The organism is Pseudomonas eutrophicaquae, assembly GCF_023544715.1.
Lineage (GTDB): Bacteria > Pseudomonadota > Gammaproteobacteria > Pseudomonadales > Pseudomonadaceae > Geopseudomonas.
The window spans coordinates 57,520-76,395 of record NZ_JAMJEZ010000008.1; the positions used below are offsets into that span (position 1 = coordinate 57,520).

Consider the following 18,876-nt stretch of genomic DNA (forward strand, 5'->3'; position numbering starts at 1 on the left):
CCCCCTTACTGACCGAGCTGCTCGGCCATCTCGGCCGAACGCTGGGCGGCGGCCTTGAGCGCCGCCTCGACCAGCGCCTCGAAGCCGCCGTCCTGGAAGGTGCGGATGGCCGCCTCGGTGGTGCCGCCCGGCGAGGTGACCCGGCGGCGCAGTTCAGCCGGCGACAGCTCGCTGACCAGCGCCATGCGCGCGGCGCCAAAGGCGGTCTGGCGGGCCAGCAGGCTGGCGGTGTCGGCATCCAGGCCGAGGCGCTCGCCGGCGGCGCTCATCGCCTCCATGAGCAGGAAGAAGTAGGCCGGACCGCTGCCGGAGACCGCGGTCACCGCATCGAGCTGTGCCTCGTCCGCCAGCCACAGGGTCAGACCGACTGCCTCCAGGATGTTCTCGGCCTGTTCGCGCTGCGCCTCGCTGGTTGCGGCATTGGCATACAGACCGCTGGCGCCGGCATGCAGCAGCGCCGGGGTGTTGGGCATGCAGCGCACGATCGGCCGCGCACCCAGCCAGCGCTCGAGGCTGGCACAGGGGATGCCGGCAGCAATCGAGACGATCAGCGCGTGGGCCGGCAGCGCCGTTGCCAGCGCCTGACAGACCGCCTGCATGACCTGCGGCTTGACGGCCAGCACCACGAGATCGGCGCCGGCCAAGGCCTCGGCATTGTCCTCGACCGCGCGCACGCCCTGCTCACGGCTCAGCCGCTCGCGCTGCTCGGCATAGGGGTCGCTGGCGATCAGTTGCTCAGCCGGTACGCCACGGGCGATCAGGCCGCCAATCAGGCTGATGGCCATGTTGCCGGCACCAATGAATGCAATACGGGGATGCTGCATGGGGGATTCCTTGTCGATAACAGGCCGGGGGCGTCAGGGCGCGGTATCCGCGGCCGTGGCGGGAGCGGTGCGGGCGCCGAACAGCGCGCTGCCGACGCGCACCCAGGTAGCACCTTCGGCAATCGCGGCTTCCAGATCCTCGCTCATGCCCATCGACAGGGTGTCGAGGGGCAGTGGCAGCTGGGCCTGCAACTGGCGCAGGCGGGCAAAGGCGGCGCGCTGGGTGGTGGGGTCGGTGCTGGGCGCGGGAATGGCCATCAGCCCGCGCAGGCGCAGGTGCGGCAGGGCCGCCATCGCGGCGGCCAGCGCCGGCACCTCCTCGGGCAGGCAGCCGGACTTGCTCGGCTCCTCGCTGATATTCACCTGCAGGCAGATATTGAGCGGCGGCAGGTGGCTGGGGCGCTGGGCGGACAGGCGCTCGGCAATCTTCAGGCGGTCCACCGAATGCACCCAGTCGAAGTGCTCGGCCAGCGCGCGGGTCTTGTTGGACTGGATCGGGCCGATGAAATGCCAGACCAGCGGCAGGTCGGCCAGCGCCACCTGCTTGCCCAGCGCTTCCTGCAGGTAGTTTTCGCCAAAGTCGCGCTGGCCAGAGGCGAAGGCCTCGCGCAGCTGTTCGGCCGGCTTGGTCTTGCTCACCGCCAGCAGACCGACGCTGTCGGCGTGGCGTCCGGCGCTTTGCGCCGCGTCACGAATACGCTGACGGACCTTTGCGAGAGTGTCCCGGATCATCGACATTCACCTGTCCTGCCTGTGCGGCCGCTGGCTGAGACCGGCATTCTAACCCTTCGCCTGCAATTGGGTATCCCCATGGACCTTACCGAACTGCTGACCCTGTGCGTGACCGAGGGCGCCTCCGATCTGCACCTCTCCGCGGGGCTGGCGCCGCGGCTGCGCATCGACGGCGAGCTGCACGCGCTCGCGCTGCCGGCCTTGACCGACGAGGCGGTGCTGACGTGGCTGGAGGCGCTGGTCGGCGCCGAGCGCCTCGCCGATTACCGGCGCACCCACGAGCTGGATGGTGCGATCGACTGGCCGGGTCTTGGGCGCTTTCGCCTGAATGCCTTTCGCCAGCAGCGCGGTGCGGCGGCGGTGCTGCGCCGCATCCCGAGCGAAATTCCGCCGCTGGAGACGCTGCTGAGTGCCCCGGTGTTCCGGCAGATCGCCAGTCTGCCCAGCGGGCTGGTGCTGGTCTGCGGGCCGACCGGCTCCGGCAAGTCCACCACCCTGGCGTCGCTGCTGGACTGGATCAACCGCCAGCGCCGCCAGCACATCCTCACCCTTGAGGACCCGGTGGAGTTCGTGCATCAGCCGGCCCAGTGCCTGATCAGCCAGCGCGAGGTGGGGCGCGATACCCGGGACTTTTCCAGCGCCCTGCGCGCGGCACTGCGCGAGGATCCGGACATCCTGCTGATCGGCGAGCTGCGTGATCTGGAGAGTATCCGCTTGGCACTGACCGCGGCGGAGACCGGCCATCTGGTCTTCGCCACCCTGCACACTGCCAGCGCCGCCCAGAGCATCGACCGGCTGATCGATGTCTTCCCCGGCGATGAGAAGGGCATGGTGCGCAGCCTGCTGTCTGGCACGTTGCGGGCGGTGATCGCCCAGCAGCTGCTGCCGCGCAGCGGCGGTGGCCGGATGGCGGTGCAGGAAGTGCTGCTGGCGACGCCCGCGGTGCGCAACCTGATTCGCGAGGATCGGGTGGCGCAGATCTACTCGGCCATGCAGACTGGCGGCGCTCTGGGCATGCAGACGCTGGATGCCGGGCTTGCGCGGCTGCTCGAGCAGGGGCTGATCAGCCGTGACGCGGCCCGCGCGCTGGCGCGCAGTCCCCAGGATTTTTGAACCCGACGTCAGGAGGACGGCATGCGTCCGATGCTTCTCGATACCCACCGCAAGACCATTGGCTACCTGCTGTGGATCTTTGGCTTTCTCGGTGCGCACCGCTTCTACTATGGCCGTCCGGTCACCGGCACCCTGTGGTTCCTCACCCTGGGACTGTGCGGGGTGGGCTGGCTGATCGACCTATTTCTGATTCCCGGCATGGACCGCGAGGCGGACCTGCGCTTTCACGGTGGGCGCTACAGCTACAACGTCGCCTGGCTGCTGCTGACCTTCCTGGGGGTTTTCGGCGTGCATCGCCTGTATCTGGGCAAATGGATCACTGGGATTCTCTACCTGCTGACCGGCGGCTTCTTCCTGATCGGGGTGCTTTACGACTTCTGGACCCTCAACGAGCAGGTGTCGATCCGCAACGCCCGGCTGTTCTGAGCCTGGCGAGCAAACGACAAGGCCCGCGCACGCGGGCGGGCCTTGTGGGGTAGGGCAGCGGCTCAGCCCTGATGGCGGATCTCTCCATCCAGCAGGGTGTAGCGCACCGCGCCCGGCAGGCAATGGCCGCTGAACGGGCAGTTGCTGCCGCGCGAGTGCCAGTGCTCGCCGGCGACGGTCTGGGCGCGCGGGTCGAACAGCACCAGATCCGCCGCCTCCCTGACCGCCAGACGTCCGACCGGCAGGCGCAGCGCCTCGGCCGGACCGCAGGTCAGCCGCGCCAGCAGGGTCGGTAGATCCAGCACCCCTTCCTCAACCAAGGTCAACGCCAGCGGCAGCAGCAGCTCAACGCTGGATATCCCCGGTTCGGTGGCGCCGAACGGCGCCTGCTTGGCATCTGCTTCGTGGGGCTGGTGATGGCTGGCAATCGCCGAGATCACCCCGCTTTTCACTGCCTCGCGCAGCGCGTCACGGTCGGCGCGAGTGCGCAGCGGCGGCTGCACGTGGTAGAGGCTGGAGAAGCCGACCAACGCTTCGTCGGTGAGGATCAGCTGATAGAGCGCCACATCGGCGGTCACCGGCAGGCCGCGTGCCTGGGCCGCGGCGATCATCTCCACGCCGCGCGCGCTGGTGATCTGGCTGAAGTGGGCGCGCACGCCACTCTGCTCGACCAGCAGCAGGTCGCGGGCCAGCGCCACGGTTTCGGCGCTTTCCGGGATGCCGGAGAGGCCGAGGAAGCTGGCGGTCGGGCCTTCGTGCGCCAGGCCGCCTTCGGCCAGATCGGCGTCCTGCGGCTGCAGTACCACGGTCAGATCGAAGGTGGCGGCGTATTCCAGGGCGCGGCGCAGCACGCGGTTGCCGCTCATCGGCGCTAGCCCGTTGCTGAAGGCCACGCAGCCGGCATCACGCAGTGCGACCAGTTCGGCCAGCTGCTGGCCCTCGAGCCCCTTGCTCAGCGCACCGATCGGGAACACCCGGGTGTGCCCGGCGGCCGCGGCGCGATCGAGGATCAGCTCGGTCACCGCGGTGGTGTCGAGCACCGGCTTGGTCTGTGGCGGGCAGCACAGGCTGGTCACGCCACCGGCGGCGGCGGCGCGGGTTTCGCTGGCGATGGTGCCCTTGCGGGTATAGCCCGGCTCGCGCAGGCTGACCGCCAGATCGACCAGGCCGGGGGCGGCAATCAGGCCGTGGGCGGCGATCTGCTGCTCGGCGGTGAAGCCGGCGGGCGCCGCGCCGAGGGCAATGAGGCGGCCGTTGTCGATATGCAGGTCGCAGACCTGATCAAGGCGGCTGGCCGGGTCGATCACGCGGGCGCCGTGGATGCTGGTTTTCACTGGGCGTCTCCCTGTTCGAGCTGGCGCTGGGTCAGTTGTCCGCTCATCGCCATGGACAGCACCGCCATACGGATGGCGATGCCATAGGTCACCTGATTGAGGATCACCGACTGGGCGCCGTCGGCGACCGCCGATTCGATCTCCACCCCGCGGTTGATCGGCCCCGGATGCATGACGATGGCATCGGGTTTGGCGAGCTTGAGGCGCTGCTCGGTGAGGCCGTAGAGCTTGTAGAACTCGCCCTGGCTGGGCAGCAGGCCACCCTGCATGCGCTCGCGCTGCAGACGCAGCATGATCACCACATCGACATCCTTGAGGCCTTCAGCCAGATCGGTGTAGGCGCGCACGCCGTACTGCTCGATGCCGATCGGCAGCAGGGTCTTGGGCGCGATCACCCGGATGTCCGGGCAGCCGAGGGTCTTCAGTGCCAGCATGTTCGAGCGCGCCACCCGCGAGTGCAGGATATCGCCGACGATCGCCACCGAAAGGTTCTCGAAGCTGCCCTTATGCCGGCGGATGGTCAGCATGTCGAGCATGCCCTGGGTCGGGTGCGCGTGGCGGCCATCGCCGCCGTTGATCACCGCGACATGCGGGCAGACATGCTCGGCGATGAAGTGCGCAGCGCCCGAGTCGGCGTGGCGCACCACGAACATATCGGCGGCCATCGCCTCGAGGTTGCGCAGGGTGTCGGTCAGCGTCTCGCCCTTGCTGGTCGAGGAGGTCGACACATTCAGGGTGATCACGTCCGCCGACAGGCGCTGGGCGGCCAGCTCGAAGGTGGTGCGGGTACGGGTGGAGTTCTCGAAGAACACGTTGCACACGGTACGCCCGCGCAGCAGCGGAACCTTCTTCACCGCACGCGCCCCGACCTCGAGGAAGGAGTCGGCGGTGTCGAGAATTTCAGTCAGCAGCTCGCGGGGCAGGCCGTCGAGCGAGAGGAAGTGGCGCAGCTGGCCCTGGTCGTTGAGCTGCAGCGGGCGCTTGGCGTCGTTCGGCGTCATCGCGGGATTCTCAGTGGGAGGCGGCGAGGGTCTGCAGCTCGAGGGCGAGCGGTGCGGGACCATGCAATTTTACCCGCTCATCGGCGGCCAGCGACAGGGTCGCCCCCAGCACATCGGCGCAGATCGGCAGCTCGCGGGCGTTCAGATCCAGCAGGCTGACCAGCGTCACGCTGGCCGGGCGTCCGTAGTCGAACAGGGCATTGAGGGCGGCGCGCACCGTGCGCCCGCTCATCAGCACATCGTCGATCAGCACCAGGTGCTGATCCTCGACCTCGAAGGGCAGCTCCGAGGGCTGCACCTGCGGGTGCAGGCCGGTGCGGCTGAAGTCGTCACGGTAGAAGGACACGTTGAGGGTGCCAAGCGGCGCCTCGCTCTGGCCCAGTTCGGCCAGCAGGGCGCGGGCGACCCAGACGCCGCCGGTCTGGATGCCGACAAAATGTGGCTCAAGGATGCCGCGGGTCAGGTGGTCGCGCAGGTCGGTGGCCATCTGCGCCAGCAGGGCGGCGGGGTCGGGCAGGTGCATGGGCAGTCCTTGGATGATCAGGGCGAAGAGGTGGGGTGCTGCTGCAGCCAGCCTTCCAGCAGCAGGGCCGCGGCCAGGGCATCGACCGGGCGCTCGCGGTAGCCGCCGCGCTGGCCTTCGTTCAGTCGCAGGCCTTTGGCCTCGAAGGTGGTCAGGCGCTCGTCATGGGTAAAGACCGGCCGGTTGAAGCGGCCGTGCAGGCGACGGGCGAACTTTTCGGCGCGCGCACTCATCTCGCTGGGCGTGCCGTCCATGTTCAGCGGCAGGCCGACGACGATCGCATCCGGCTGCCATTCGTTGACCAGGCGCTCGATCTGGCTCCAGTCCGGCACGCCGTTCTGCGCCTTGAGCACGCACAGCTCGCGGGCCTGGCCGGTGATCGCCTGGCCGACGGCCACGCCGATCTGCCGGGTGCCGTAGTCAAAGCCAAGCAGCAGCCGCGGGGTGCTCATGCGTGGCCGGCCTGGGGCGCCAGACGGCCCAGATCGATCCCCAGCGACGCCACGGCCTGCTGCAGGCGCTGGTCGCTGGCGGTATCGAACAGGACGGCCGGGTCGGCCGGGCAGGTCAGCCAGGCGTTGTCGAGCAGTTCGGCTTCCAGCTGGCCGATGTCCCAGCCGGCATAGCCCAAGGCAATCAGGCAGCGCTCGGGACCGTGACCTTCGGCGATGGCGATCAGGCTGTCCTGGGAGGTGGACATCGACAGCGGGCCCAGATCGACGGTGGCTTGGAACTGCCAGCCGTGCGGATGCAGAACGAAGCCGCGATCGCTGTGCAGCGGGCCGCCGGCATAGATCGGCACCTGCTGACGCGCCTCGACGGCCTTCAGCTCCGGTTGCAGCTGCTCGAGGACATGCCCAAGGGTCAGCCCGGTATCGCGGTTGATCACCAGCCCCATGGCGCCGAACTCGTTGTGCTCGACGATATAGACCACGGTGTGGGCGAAATGGGGATCGGCCATCTGCGGCATGGCGATCAGGAAGTGGTGCTTGAGGGAGTGATGTGCGGTCGTATTCATGCGCGCTAGTGTCGACCTTCCGGCGGCGCGCTTCAAGTCTGCTGCGGCTATGGACTGGCCAGCCGGTGGCCGCGCTCAAAGCGCCAGGTGCGGACGATTTCCAGCACATCGACATCGGCCAGATCGCCACTGAACGGGCTGAACGGTGCTGCCAGACGCACGATGCGCAGCGCGGCCTGATCGAGCAGTGGCTGGCCGGAGGATTCCAGCAGGGTCACCTCGCGCAGGCTGCCGTCGCGGTTGATCGCCACCCGCAGGCGTAGGCTGCCGTAGAGCTGCTGGTGCCGTGCGGCCTCGGGGTAGTTGAGATTGCCGACCCGCTCGACCTTGCGCCGCCACTCCTCGCGGTACCAGTTGCCCTTGTCACGCCGGCTGCTGCGGGCATCCAGACGGTGTACGCGCAGCCCGCGCGGGGCGGCGAAGGTTTGCTCGCGGCTCAGCCCAGCCACCTCGGCGGCCAGCGAGGTGCTGTCAAAGCGCAGGCTTGGTGCGGGCACGGCCGCCTTTTGCGTGGCGCGGGCGGGGGCTGGCTTGGCAGGCGCTGCGCGCTGGGGCGCGGGCGTGGGTCGGGTGGTATCTGGCACGCTGCGCGCTGGACGCGCGGGCGGGCGCGGAGTGGGTGTGGCCGCGGTGGCAGGCCGGACCGGCGCCGGTGCAGCAGGGGGCATGCTCGGGGCGACCGCCGCGGCTGGCGGCGGCGGTGCCGGGCTGGCAGATGGCGTATCCGCGCGCTCGATCGGCGCTGGCGCGGCCGGGGCAGGCGTGCTCGGGCGCTCCAGCTGCAGATCAAAACTGCGGATCGGCGTCGGCGCGGACAGCCGCGGCGCCTGCAGGGCGCCAAGGACCAGCAGGTGCAAGGCAGCCGCCAGCGCCAGCCAGGGCAGCAGGGACGGCAGGCGGCGGGGCAGGGGCATCGGGGCGCAGCGCCAGTGGCTCTGGCCGGGGCGTAGCCGGTGATGGCGGCGCCCCGGCAGTACTCGTCAGGCGCGGCGGGCCTGCAGGTGGCGCTCGATCACTGTCATCAGCTGACCGGCGATGTCGGTATCGAACGCGGCGTCGATCTCGCGGATGCAGGTCGGACTGGTGACGTTGATCTCGGTGAGGTGCTCACCGATCACATCCAGGCCGACGAACAGCAGCCCCATCTCGCGCAGGGTCGGGCCGACCTGGGTGGCGATCCAGCGGTCGCGCTCGGTCAGCGGGCGGGCCTCGCCACGGCCGCCAGCGGCCAGGTTGCCACGGGTCTCGCCCTGGGCCGGGATGCGCGCCAGGCAGTAGGGAACCGGCTCGCCGTCGAGCATCAGGATGCGCTTGTCGCCGTCCTGGATCGCCGGCAGGTAGCGCTGCGCCATGATCTGCCGGCTGCCGTGGGCGGTGAGGATCTCAAGGATCACCGAGAGGTTCGGATCGCCCGCGCGGTGGCGGAAGATCGACGAGCCGCCCATGCCATCGAGCGGCTTGAAGATCACATCGTGATGCTCCTGGGCGAAGCGGCGCAGCACATCACTGCGGCGGCTGACCAGGGTGGGTGGGGTGCAGTGCGGGAAGCGGGTGGCGAAGAGCTTTTCGTTGCAGTCGCGCAGGCTTTGCGGGCGGTTGACCACCAGCAGGCCGCGGCGCTCAGCTTGCTCCAGCAGGTGGGTGCAGTAGAGAAATTCGCTGTCGAACGGCGGGTCCTTGCGCATCAGCACCACATCCAGCTCGTGCAGGGCGATGTCCTGCTCGTCGCCCAGTTCGAACCAGTGCTTGGGGTCATTGAAGACCTTGAGCGGGCGCGGGCAGGCGCGCACCTCGCCGTCGCGCAGGTACAGATCTTGCTGCTCGAGGTAGAACAGCGACCAGCCGCGGGCCTGGGCCGCCATCAGCATGGCCAGCGAGCTGTCCTTCTTGAAGGCGATATGGGCGATGGGATCCATGATGATGCCCAGACGAATGCTCATCGGTGGTGCTCCTGGGTAGGGCGACGGCGGGGCCGTCGGGAAGGTGGCAGGCGCTCAAGGTGGCGGCGCTATGCGGCGGAGTCAAGGGGCGGCGGCGCGTGGCGCTCAGAAATCGCCCCACAGCTGCTGGGCAACGCTCAGCGCGACCACCGGTGCGGTTTCGGTGCGCAGCACCCGTGGCCCGAGGCGGGCGGCCTGGAAGCCGCTGCGCTGGGCGGCCTGGACTTCCTCGTCACTCAGCCCGCCTTCCGGACCGATCAGAAAGGCCAGCGAAGCCGGGCGGACGTGACTTTCCAGCGGTGCGGCAACCGGGTGCAGGACCAGCTTGAGGTCCGCCTGCAGTGACGCGAGCCAGCTCTCCAGCGCCACCGGCGGGTGGATCACCGGCACCACCGAGCGGCCGCACTGCTCGCAGGCACTGATCGCCACCTGCTGCCAGTGGGCCAGGCGCTTGTCGGCGCGCTCATCGCGCAGGCGCACCTCGCAGCGGCTGCTGACGATCGGGGTGATTTCACTCACGCCCAGCTCGGTGGCCTTCTGGATCGCCCAGTCCATGCGCTCGCCGCGCGACAGACCCTGACCCAGATGCAGGTGCAGGGGCGACTCAGGCAGGCCGGCGATCCGCTCATGCAGCTCGACGGTGGCGCTCTTCTTGCTGAGCGCGCCGAGCGTGGCACGAAACTCCCAGCCGCTGCCGTCGAATAGCTGCAGCGCATCGCCGCTGCCAAGGCGCAGCACGCGGGTCATGTAGTGGGTCTGGGTCTCGGACAGGGTGTGGGTGCCAAGACTTAGCGGGGTATCGATAAAGAAGCGGGACAGGCGCATGGCAGCAGGGCAATGAAGGAGGGGCTGGCAAGCTTACTGGCCGCGGGGCGGAGCGGGTAGGGCTGTGCGAGGGCGAAGGCCAGAAACGCGCACGCCGCCCGCTGCAGTGCAGCGGGCGGCGTGGTGTTTACAGCAGCTGTGCCTGGGATTACAGGCCGAGGATGCCGAGATTCAGGAGGCCGGTACCTGCCGAGGCTTCGGTCGTGCTGCCATCCGTGCTGACGCTGGCATCAGTGCCGGTCAGGCCGCTAGTCAGGCCGCCGAGCAAGTCGCCGCCCAGTACGCCGTCCACAGTGCCTTCCACCAGATCCACGACCGGCTCCAGCAGAGCACCGTCACCAGTTGCCAGGGTGTCGACCAGATCGCCGACCGGCTGCAGGGCGCCACCTTCAGCGGTCAGGCTTTCCAGCGGGCTGGTCAGGCCATCGAGAGTGCTGCCGCTCGGGTCGACCAGGTTGTCGACCACCGAGGTCAGGCCACCGAGGGCGGTATCGTCCAGCAGGGTGTCGACGGTGTTCTGCACGTCGGTGATGGTGCCGTCGCCGCTGCCGCCATTGTTGCTGCTGTCCACCAGGCCGGTCAGACCACCGGTGACGCCGCCCAGCAGGCTGTCAGTGCCCAGCAGGTTGGTCACGGTGCCGTCCAGGGTGTCGACCAGCGGCTGCAGCAGGGCATCGTCGCCAGTGGCCAGGGTATCAACCAGATCGCCGACCGGCTGCAGGGCGCCGCTGGTGCCGGTCAGGTTGTCGAGCGAGGAGGTGACCGGAGCCAGGACGCCGGTGGTGGGATCGATCAGGGTATCCACCAGCGAGACCACCGGGCTCAGGGCGGTATCGTCGCTCAGTGTATCCAGAGTGCCCTGCAGGTCAGAAATGGTGCCGCTGCCGTCGTTGCTGCCGGCGGTCAGGTTGTCGAGCAGGCCGGTTACCGGAGACAGCAGGCCGCTATCAGAGTCGACCAAGGTTTCGACCAGGCCGTCGACCGGCTCGAGCAGGGTGCCGTCGGTCAGGTTGCTGACCGTATCCTGCACGTTACCAATCAGGCCGCTGGTGGCGGTGGTGCCGGTATCCGTGCCGGTGCCATCAGTGACAGTGCCAGTGCCATCAGTGACCAGAGAGTCATCACCAGTGCCGGTGCCGGTATTGGTGTCGGTTGTGGTATCGCCCGCACCCACGCCGCCGCCTTGGCTGGCATCGCCAGTGGTGTCGCCGCCATCCGTGCCATCAGTCCCACCAAGGCTGCTGGAGCCATCGGTCTGCTGCGCCGCGCTGCTGTCATCAACGACGTAATACCGCTTGCTGGAGCCGCTGCAGCCTGCCAGCAGACCGGTCGCCAGGATCAGGGCCAGAGCAGTGGAGCTGCGGACAGAAAGGAGTTTGGTCATAGGTCTATCCCTCAGAGAATGACGGTATTCATGCGGGGTGGAGGAAACTTCCCCCCTTTGTGAAATATGAGACCATTTTTCTGTGAAACGTTCAGCAAAAAAGTGATAAGCGTGCATTTTTGCGTGATTTAGCCATCATTTTTTGCAGTTTCGCAGATTTTTAGGCAAAAATACGTCGGCTGTATGCCTGCATCCTTTTTAAGTTGCCTGCGGTGTCAAATTACTGGCGATCTATTTGTGGCTTCAGCCCGGATCATGAAACGTCGCCCGCGCGCTCGCGGATGGACGCACGGTAACCCGCGCTGAAGTGGCCAGGTCGATGCCCTCGCTGGCCACCTCGGCGAGAAAGTCGATCTGCTCTAGGCTGATCACGTAGGGCGGCAGGAAGTACACCACGCTGCCCAGCGGGCGCAGCAGCGCACCACGGCGCAGCGCATGCTGATAGACCACCAGCCCACGGCGCTCCTGCCACGGATAGGGCGTCTTGCTGGCCTTGTCGGCGACCATCTCGATGGCCAGCGCCATGCCGGTCTGGCGTACCTCGGCAACGTGCGGATGCTCCTTGAGGTGCTCGGTGGCGTGGCCCATGTGCGCGGCCAGCGCCTGGTTGCGCACGATCACGTCGTCTTCGGCGAAGATGTCCAGGGTTGCCAGCGCCGCGGCGCAGGCCAGCGGGTTGCCGGTGTAGGTGTGCGAGTGCAGGAAGGCCTTGAGGGTCGCGTAGTCGGCGTAGAAGGCCTGATAGACGGTATCGGTGGTCAGCACCGCCGCCATCGGCAGGTAGCCGCCGGTCAGTGCCTTGGAGAGAATCAGAAAATCCGGCGTGATCCCCGCCTGTTCGCAGGCGAACAGCGTGCCGGTGCGGCCGAAGCCGACGGCGATTTCGTCGGCGATCAGGTGCACGCCGTAGCGGTCACAGGCCTCGCGCAGCAGGGTCAGGTAGATCGGGTGATACATGCGCATGCCGCCGGCGCCTTGGATCAGTGGCTCGACGATCACCGCGGCGATCTCCTGATGATGCTCGGCGAGGGTCTGCTCCATGTGCGCGAACATGGTCCGCGAATGCGCCTCCCAGCTCACTCCCTCGGGGCGCAGGTAGCAGTCGGGGCTCGGCACCTTGAAGGTATCGAGCAGCAGCGGCTTGTAGGTGTCGGTGAACAGCGCCACATCGCCCACCGACATCGCCGCCATGGTTTCGCCGTGGTAGCTGTTGGTGAGGGTGACGAAGCGCTGCTTGCGGGTCTGGCCGGCGTTGCGCCAGTAGTGGAAGCTCATCTTCAGCGCCACCTCAATCCCCGAGGAGCCGTTGTCGGCGTAGAACACCCGCTCCAGCCCCGGCGGGGTGAGCGCCACCAGGCGCTCGGACAGCTCGATCACCGGTTGATGGCTGAAACCGGCGAGCATCACGTGCTCGAGGCTATCCAGCTGCTCACGAATCCGTGCATTGATCCGCGGGTTGGCGTGGCCGAACACGTTGACCCACCAGGAGCTGACCGCATCCAGGTAGCGCTTGCCATCGAAGTCCTCCAGCCACACGCCGGAGGCGGAACGGATCGGGATCAGCGGCAGCTGCTCGTGGTCCTTCATCTGCGTGCAGGGGTGCCAGAGCACGGCCAGATCGCGCTCCATCCAGTGCTGGTTGTGGCTCATCGCAAGGCTCCGCGGGGCAGTGGGGGGGCCACAGTTTAGCGGGGCGCTCCAGCCTTCGGGCAATCCGCCTGCTGCGCCGGCCATGCGCTGTTGTTACCCTTGCGCGGTGTTTTCTCAACGGGTGCATCTTCATGCCATGGCGCAACTCGGCCGAGCGTTACGGCCTGATCGGTATTCTGCTGCACTGGAGTATGGCCCTGCTGGTGGTAGGGCTGTTTGGACTCGGGCTGTGGATGAGCGGGCTGGATCTGTTCAGTCCCTGGTACACGCAGGCGCCACGGCTGCATCAGGGGTTGGGCGTACTGCTGGCCTTGTTGCTGCTGCTGCGCCTGTTCTGGCGGGTGCTGAGTCCGCCACCCCGGCCGCTGGCCAGCCACGGGCGTGGCATACGGATGGCGGCGCGGATCAGCCACGGCCTGCTGTACGCCGGACTGCTGGGGATGGTGCTATCCGGCTATCTGCTGTCCAGTGCCGAGGGGCGTCCTGTCGAGGTGTTCGGCCTGTTCAGCCTGCCAGCGCTGTTCGCACCGTGGCCGGGGCAGCGGCTGCTGGCGGGCAGCCTGCACCAGGGGCTGGCCTGGGGGCTGATGGGGCTGGCGCTGCTGCACGCCCTGGCTGCGCTCAAGCATCACCTGATCGATCGCGATGCCACGCTGCGGCGGATCCTCGGGGGTGGCTCGTGAGGGCAGCGTACGGGCTGAGCACATCAGCGCAGCAGCGAGGTCTCTGCCATGCTGAATGAGCACCTGCTGCACTACCGCTTTCGCCTGCTGCTGCTGGCCAGCTGCCTGCTGACACTGGTGCTCGGCTGGCCACAGCCACCCTGGTGGCTGGAATGGGGCTGCCTGCTGGCGCTGGTGCTGGCGGCGATCAACACCCTGCGGCATCGCCGGCTGTTTCAGCAGCTGGCCCTGCTGCTGGGGCTGTTCAACCTGAGCCTGCTTGGGCTGGAGCAGCTGATCAATCTGCCGCAGGCGCTGGCCGATGGACTGACCCGGCTGTTCTTCTACCTGTTGCTGACGGTGGCGCTGTTTCACCGGGTGACGGTAGAGCGCCCGGTGACCCGTGAGCTGCTGTATGGCCTGTGCGCGCTGTACATCCAGATTGCCCTGGCGTTTGCCTCTGCTTATCACCTGCTCAACAGCCTGCAGCCCGGCGCCTTCCGGGGGCCGGATGCGCTGATGGGGCTGGATGACTTCATCTACTACAGCCTGGCCACGCTGACCACCGTAGGCTACGGCGATATCCACGCACTGGCGCCGCTGGCCCGTCTGCTGGCGGGCGCCGAGGCGGTGGCGGGCGTGATGTTCATCGCGCTGGCGATTGCCCGCGGCCTGACCCTGATGCACGACGAGGAGATCTGAGCCGCACCCAACGGGGTGCGGCTCGGCAGGGGCTGACCCTTACTTGGGACGGGTCAGCAGGGCTGGCTTCTCGCTGCGCGGCCGGCGCTCCAGCTCATCGAGCTGCTCGGCCGTCGGCAGGCGATCATTGTTGCGCGAGGGCTTGTGGACGATCAGCGGCTGGGTCTCGCGCGGCGGACGGGCACTGCCCGGCTCGCGCAGCGGCGCATCGCTCATCAGGCTCGGCGCCGCCTTGCGGCCACGCCCGCCCTGTCCGCCACCCTGGCGCGCTACAGGCTTGCCGCCCTGCCCGCCATTGCTGCGCGGGGCCGCGTTGGCTGCACCACCCGGACGGCGCGCACCGCCCTGTCCGCGATTGTTGCGGGCGTTCTGGTAGGGGCTGACGTACTCGACGCTGTTGCCAAAGTTGTCGTACTCATCATCGAGGAACGCCTCCGGGTCCCGATCAGGGCGGGCCGGCAGCGGCAGCTCACCGGGCGCGCGCTGGATCGCCGCCGGCTGGTTGCGGCGCGGATTTTGTCCGCTGCCCTGAGCGCCCCGGCGGCTGCGCGCGGCCTCGCCGCCCTGCGCCGACTCGCCCCGTCCGCTGCGCGGCTGGGCCTTATCGCCCTTGGCCGGCTGGCCGCTGCGCGCGGTCTTGGCGGCTTTTTCACCCTGCTCGGCGCGGCCGGTGCCCTGGCGAGCCGGGCGCTCCTTGCGCTCCTGCGGCAGGTCCTTGCGGCCGTGGCCACGACCCTGGCGCGGCGGGCGCTCATCGCTGTCGGCCGGGCCGGTTTCCACCACTTGGCTCGGGTCGAAGCCCTGCATGTCGCCCTCGGGGATGCGCTGCTTGGTCAGCCGCTCGATGGCCTTGAGCAGCTTCTCCTCGTCTGGCGCCACCAGCGAGATCGCCTCGCCGCTGCGCCCGGCGCGGCCGGTACGGCCGATACGGTGCACGTAGTCTTCCTCGACGTTGGGCAGCTCGTAGTTGACTACATGCGGCAGCTGGTCGATGTCCAGGCCGCGTGCGGCGATATCGGTGGCGACCAGGATGCGCACCGCGTTGGCCTTGAAGTCAGCCAGCGCCTTGGTGCGCGCGTTCTGGCTCTTGTTGCCGTGGATCGCCGCAGCCGGCAGGCCCTGCTTGGTCAGGTACTCGGCCAAGCGATTGGCGCCGTGCTTGGTGCGGGTGAACACCAACACCTGCTCCCAGGCGCCTAGGGTCACCAGGTGAGCGAGCAGGGCGCGCTTCTGGGTGGCACCGATGCGGAACACCCGCTGCTCGATGCGCTCCACCGTGGTGTTCGGCGGCGTCACCTCGATGCGCTCGGGGTTGTGCAGCAGCTTGCCGGCGAGATCGGTGATGTCCTTGGAGAAGGTCGCCGAGAACAGCAGGTTCTGCCGCTTGCTCGGCAGTTTGGCCAGCACCTTCTTCACGTCATGGATGAAGCCCATGTCGAGCATGCGGTCGGCTTCGTCAAGGACGAGGATTTCCACATGGGACAGGTCGATGGCCTTCTGGTTGGCCAGATCGAGCAGGCGGCCGGGACAGGCGACCAGCACATCCACGCCCTTGGCCAGCGCCTGGATCTGCGGATTCATGCCGACGCCGCCGAAGATGCAGGCGCTCTTGAACGGCAGGTCGCGAGCGTACAGCTTGAAGCTGTCATGCACCTGCGCGGCCAGCTCGCGGGTCGGGGTCAGCACCAGCACGCGCGGCTGCTTGGGGCCGTGGCGTTGTTCGCGGTCGGGATGACCGCCCGGGAACAGCAGTTCGAGCACCGGCAGGGCAAAGCCGCCGGTCTTGCCGGTGCCGGTCTGCGCGGCGACCATCAGGTCGCGGCCCTGCAGCACGGCGGGAATGGCGCGTTGCTGCACCGGGGTGGGTGCACTGTAGCCGGCCGCTTCGACGGCGCTGGCCAGTGCCTCGGAAAGGCCGAGGGAAGTGAAGGACATGCGGGGTTCCTGTGTCATGTCGGCAACCCGCCGACTCGGGGGGGATCATCGGTGATCCCGCGCGCATCATCAGGGCTTCGAACAGGGCGCAGCTGAGAGGCCGCGCCCCCGCCCGACGGCCAGCGCCCTGCGCCGGGCGGTGGTCTGGACGGAGGTCCGTAGCGTATTGGGCGTGCCGGCGCACTGCGCGGCAGCCCGGGTTCACCGCGCTGGCGGACCAGTGCGGTGGCAGGCAGGCCCGAAGGCCGAATCTCAGCGTGGCAGCTTGAGGTTGTTCCAGATCGCCAGGCTCGGTTCGGCCTGGTTCAGGGTGTAGAAGTGCAGGCCCGGGGCGCCGCCCTCGAGCAGCCGCTCGCACATTTCGGTGATCACCTGCTCGCCGAACGCCTGGATGCTCTCCAGATCATCGCCGTAGGCTTCGAGCTGCTTGCGGATCCAGCGCGGAATCTCGGCGCCACAGGCATCGGAGAAGCGTGCCAGCTTGCTGTAATTGGTGATCGGCATGATGCCGGGGGTGATCGGGATCTCTACGCCCAGCTTGCGCACGCGCTCGACAAAGTAGAAGTAGCAGTCGGCGCTGAAGAAGTACTGGGTGATCGCGCTGTCGGCGCCGGCGTGGCACTTGCGGGCGAAATTCTGCAGATCATCCTCGAAATGGCGCGCCTGGGGGTGCATTTCCGGATAGGCGGCGACTTCGATGTGGAAGTGATCGCCCGTTTCGCTGCGGATGAACTCGACCAGCTCGTTGGCATAGCGCAGCTCGCCATGCGCTTGGCCCATGCCCGAGGGCAGGTCGCCGCGCAGGGCGACGATGCGGCGGATACCGGCGTCCTTGTAGGTGCTGAGCAGCTGGCGCAACTCGGCCTTGCTGTCGCCGACGCAGGACAGGTGCGGCGCGGTCGGCACCTTCACCTCGCCGTCGAGCTGCAGCACGGTGTTCAGGGTGCGATCGCGGGTCGAGCCACCGGCCCCGTAGGTGCAGGAGAAGAAGTCGGGGTTGTAGCTGGCCAGCTGGCGGGCCACGGCGATCAGTTTTTCGTGCCCGGCTTCGGTCTTGGTCGGGAAGAACTCGAAGCTGTAGCGGCGTTCCTGGGTCATTGCGGATTCCTTCGGCATAAGGAGGGCGGAGCCGCAGCCCCGCCCTCCCGGCGATCAGTAGCGGTAGGTTTCCGGCTTGAACGGGCCATCGACGCTGACGCCGATGTAGTCGGCCTGCGCCGGGGTCATGCGGGTGATCACCCCGCCAAAGCCCTTGACCATCTCCAGCGCCACTTCCTCATCGAGCTTCTTCGGCAGCAGCTCAACACGCACGTGCGCGGCCTTCTCAGCCGCCGGCAGGTCGGCGAACTTCTCGCCGTACAGGTGGATCTGCGCCAGCACCTGGTTGGCGAACGAGCCGTCCATGATCCGGCTCGGATGGCCGGTGGCGTTGCCGAGGTTCACCAGGCGACCTTCGGAGAGCAGGATCAGGTAGTCATCGTTGCTCGGATCGAAGCCGTCCTTGCCGGTGCGGTGCACCTTGTGGACCTGCGGCTTGACCTCTTCCCAGGCCCAGTGGGCGCGCATGAAGGCGGTGTCGATCTCGTTGTCGAAGTGGCCGATGTTGCAGACCACAGCGCGCTTTTTCAGCGCCTTGAGCATGCCGGCGTCACAGACGTTGACGTTGCCGGTGGTGGTGACCAGCAGATCGATCTTGCCCAGCAGGCCCTGGTCGATCGAGGCATCGGTGCCGTCGTTCTCGCCGTTCAGGTACGGGGAAACCACCTCGAAGCCGTCCATGCAGGCCTGCATAGCGCAGATCGGGTCGATCTCGGTGACCTTGACGATCATACCTTCCTGACGCAGCGACTGCGCCGAGCCCTTGCCCACATCGCCATAGCCGATCACCAGCGCCTGCTTGCCGGACAGCAGGTGGTCGGTGCCGCGCTTAATGGCATCGCTCAGGCTGTGGCGGCAGCCGTACTTGTTGTCGTTCTTGCTCTTGGTGACCGCGTCGTTGACGTTGATCGCCGGGACTTTCAGGCTGCCGGCCTTGAGCATTTCCAGCAGGCGGTGCACGCCGGTGGTGGTTTCCTCGGTGATGCCGTGGATCTTCTCCAGCATCGCCGGGTAGCGCTCGTGGAGGATCTGGGTCAGGTCGCCACCATCGTCGAGGATCATGTTGGCATCCCAGGGCTGGCCATCCTTGAGGATGGTCTGCTCAATGCACCACTCGTACTCCTCCTCGGTCTCACCTTTCCAGGCGAACACCGGGATGCCGGCGGCGGCAATGGCGGCAGCGGCCTGATCCTGAGTGGAGAAGATGTTGCAGGACGACCAGCGCACTTCGGCGCCGAGGGCCACCAGTGTCTCGATCAGCACCGCGGTCTGGATGGTCATGTGGATGCAGCCGAGGATCTTGGCGCCGGCCAGCGGCTGGCTGGCGGCGTACTTGGCGCGCAGGCCCATCAGTGCCGGCATCTCGGATTCGGCAATGATGATTTCCTTGCGGCCCCAGTCGGCCAGGGAGATGTCGGCAACCTTGTAATCGGTGAACGCAGCGCTCATGAATAACTCCATTCGTGGGTCGAATGGGCGCCGTTGAGTCAGGAACGGCTGCAAACAGCCGTGGCGACACCCCGTCCGAGCCTGACAGACCCTCGCCGCCGGATGGGGCGGGTCTGCTGCAGCGCCCCTCGAACGGGAGGCGGGAGCGGCCAGAGGCCGCAAAGCGCGTGGATTATAGCCCTGCCAGCGCCAGTGCCCAAGCCTTTGCCGGCAATTGCCGGGCAGACCCGCCCGCGCGACCGATTGACACGGCCTGTTAC

The 18,876-nt window shown here is 67.7% G+C and carries 19 protein-coding genes and 1 riboswitch; of the genes, 4 read left to right on the plus strand and 15 right to left on the minus strand.

Annotated features, from left to right (window positions below; translation table 11 throughout):
- Positions 1-5: 5 nt before the first annotated feature.
- Both proC and MXC11_RS05565 read right to left on the minus strand, forming a co-directional pair.
- The gene (gene proC, locus MXC11_RS05560) at positions 6-824 is read right to left on the minus strand and encodes a pyrroline-5-carboxylate reductase (protein WP_250006356.1); all 819 of its coding nucleotides are present in this window, start codon (positions 822-824) and stop codon (positions 6-8) included.
- Between the two features lie 33 nt (positions 825-857).
- Positions 858-1,562, minus strand: a complete 705-nt coding sequence (locus tag MXC11_RS05565) for a YggS family pyridoxal phosphate-dependent enzyme (protein ID WP_250006358.1) — start codon at positions 1,560-1,562, stop codon at positions 858-860.
- Positions 1,563-1,634: 72 nt separating this feature from the next.
- Between MXC11_RS05565 and MXC11_RS05570 the strand changes: the two genes are divergently transcribed.
- Entirely contained in the window at positions 1,635-2,669 is a 1,035-nt protein-coding gene (locus MXC11_RS05570; RefSeq protein WP_250006360.1) for a type IV pilus twitching motility protein PilT, read from the plus strand.
- 30 nt (positions 2,670-2,699) lie between these two features.
- Positions 2,700-3,095 (plus strand): NINE protein, encoded by a 396-nt coding sequence (locus MXC11_RS05575; protein WP_250006517.1) that lies wholly within the window; start codon positions 2,700-2,702, stop codon positions 3,093-3,095.
- A 62-nt stretch (positions 3,096-3,157) separates the two neighbouring features.
- Here MXC11_RS05575 and MXC11_RS05580 read toward each other — a convergent pair whose 3' ends face one another.
- The 10 genes from MXC11_RS05580 to MXC11_RS05625 form a co-directional block, all read right to left on the minus strand.
- Complete coding sequence (locus MXC11_RS05580; protein WP_250006362.1) at positions 3,158-4,429, minus strand: dihydroorotase; 1,272 nt, start codon at positions 4,427-4,429, stop codon at positions 3,158-3,160.
- Positions 4,426-5,430 (minus strand): aspartate carbamoyltransferase catalytic subunit, encoded by a 1,005-nt coding sequence (locus tag MXC11_RS05585; protein WP_250006364.1) that lies wholly within the window; start codon positions 5,428-5,430, stop codon positions 4,426-4,428. Before MXC11_RS05585 ends, MXC11_RS05580 begins: the two co-directional genes overlap by 4 nt.
- Positions 5,431-5,440: 10 nt before the next feature.
- Positions 5,441-5,953 (minus strand): bifunctional pyr operon transcriptional regulator/uracil phosphoribosyltransferase PyrR, encoded by a 513-nt coding sequence (gene pyrR / locus MXC11_RS05590; RefSeq protein WP_250006366.1) that lies wholly within the window; start codon positions 5,951-5,953, stop codon positions 5,441-5,443.
- 17 nt (positions 5,954-5,970) lie between these two features.
- On the minus strand, positions 5,971-6,405 hold the full coding sequence (ruvX, locus tag MXC11_RS05595) for a Holliday junction resolvase RuvX (protein WP_250006368.1): 435 nt from the start codon (positions 6,403-6,405) through the stop codon (positions 5,971-5,973).
- Positions 6,402-6,971, minus strand: a complete 570-nt coding sequence (locus MXC11_RS05600; protein WP_250006377.1) for a YqgE/AlgH family protein — start codon at positions 6,969-6,971, stop codon at positions 6,402-6,404. The genes ruvX and MXC11_RS05600 overlap by 4 nt, the downstream gene beginning before the upstream one ends.
- Positions 6,972-7,018: 47 nt before the next feature.
- Positions 7,019-7,885, minus strand: a complete 867-nt coding sequence (locus MXC11_RS05605) for a TonB family protein (RefSeq protein WP_250006379.1) — start codon at positions 7,883-7,885, stop codon at positions 7,019-7,021.
- 66 nt (positions 7,886-7,951) lie between these two features.
- Complete coding sequence (gshB, locus tag MXC11_RS05610) at positions 7,952-8,911, minus strand: glutathione synthase (RefSeq protein ID WP_250006381.1); 960 nt, start codon at positions 8,909-8,911, stop codon at positions 7,952-7,954.
- A 105-nt stretch (positions 8,912-9,016) separates the two neighbouring features.
- A complete protein-coding gene (locus MXC11_RS05615; protein ID WP_250006383.1) occupies positions 9,017-9,736 on the minus strand; it encodes a 16S rRNA (uracil(1498)-N(3))-methyltransferase in 720 nt (239 codons plus the stop codon).
- Between the two features lie 148 nt (positions 9,737-9,884).
- On the minus strand, positions 9,885-11,120 hold the full coding sequence (locus MXC11_RS05620) for a hypothetical protein (RefSeq protein ID WP_250006385.1): 1,236 nt from the start codon (positions 11,118-11,120) through the stop codon (positions 9,885-9,887).
- A 243-nt stretch (positions 11,121-11,363) separates the two neighbouring features.
- Positions 11,364-12,770 carry an adenosylmethionine--8-amino-7-oxononanoate transaminase gene (locus tag MXC11_RS05625; protein WP_250006387.1) on the minus strand — a complete coding sequence of 469 codons (1,407 nt, stop codon included), beginning with the start codon at positions 12,768-12,770 and terminating at the stop codon, positions 11,364-11,366.
- Between the two features lie 131 nt (positions 12,771-12,901).
- Here MXC11_RS05625 and MXC11_RS05630 point away from each other — a divergent pair, with 131 nt between their 5' ends.
- Positions 12,902-13,453 carry a cytochrome b gene (locus MXC11_RS05630; protein WP_250006389.1) on the plus strand — a complete coding sequence of 184 codons (552 nt, stop codon included), beginning with the start codon at positions 12,902-12,904 and terminating at the stop codon, positions 13,451-13,453.
- A gap of 48 nt (positions 13,454-13,501) precedes the next feature.
- Complete coding sequence (locus MXC11_RS05635; RefSeq protein ID WP_250006391.1) at positions 13,502-14,134, plus strand: potassium channel family protein; 633 nt, start codon at positions 13,502-13,504, stop codon at positions 14,132-14,134.
- Between the two features lie 39 nt (positions 14,135-14,173).
- Here the strand turns inward: MXC11_RS05635 and MXC11_RS05640 are convergent, their stop codons facing one another.
- The 3 genes from MXC11_RS05640 to ahcY form a co-directional block, all read right to left on the minus strand.
- The gene (locus MXC11_RS05640; protein ID WP_250006393.1) at positions 14,174-16,069 is read right to left on the minus strand and encodes a DEAD/DEAH box helicase; all 1,896 of its coding nucleotides are present in this window, start codon (positions 16,067-16,069) and stop codon (positions 14,174-14,176) included.
- A gap of 252 nt (positions 16,070-16,321) precedes the next feature.
- Positions 16,322-17,167: a methylenetetrahydrofolate reductase [NAD(P)H] gene (metF, locus tag MXC11_RS05645; protein ID WP_250006394.1), complete on the minus strand. Its 846-nt coding sequence runs from the start codon at positions 17,165-17,167 to the stop codon at positions 16,322-16,324.
- A 54-nt stretch (positions 17,168-17,221) separates the two neighbouring features.
- On the minus strand, positions 17,222-18,616 hold the full coding sequence (ahcY, locus tag MXC11_RS05650; protein WP_462938103.1) for an adenosylhomocysteinase: 1,395 nt from the start codon (positions 18,614-18,616) through the stop codon (positions 17,222-17,224).
- Positions 18,617-18,634: 18 nt separating this feature from the next.
- Positions 18,635-18,752, minus strand: a riboswitch (S-adenosyl-L-homocysteine riboswitch).
- Positions 18,753-18,876: the final 124 nt, after the last annotated feature.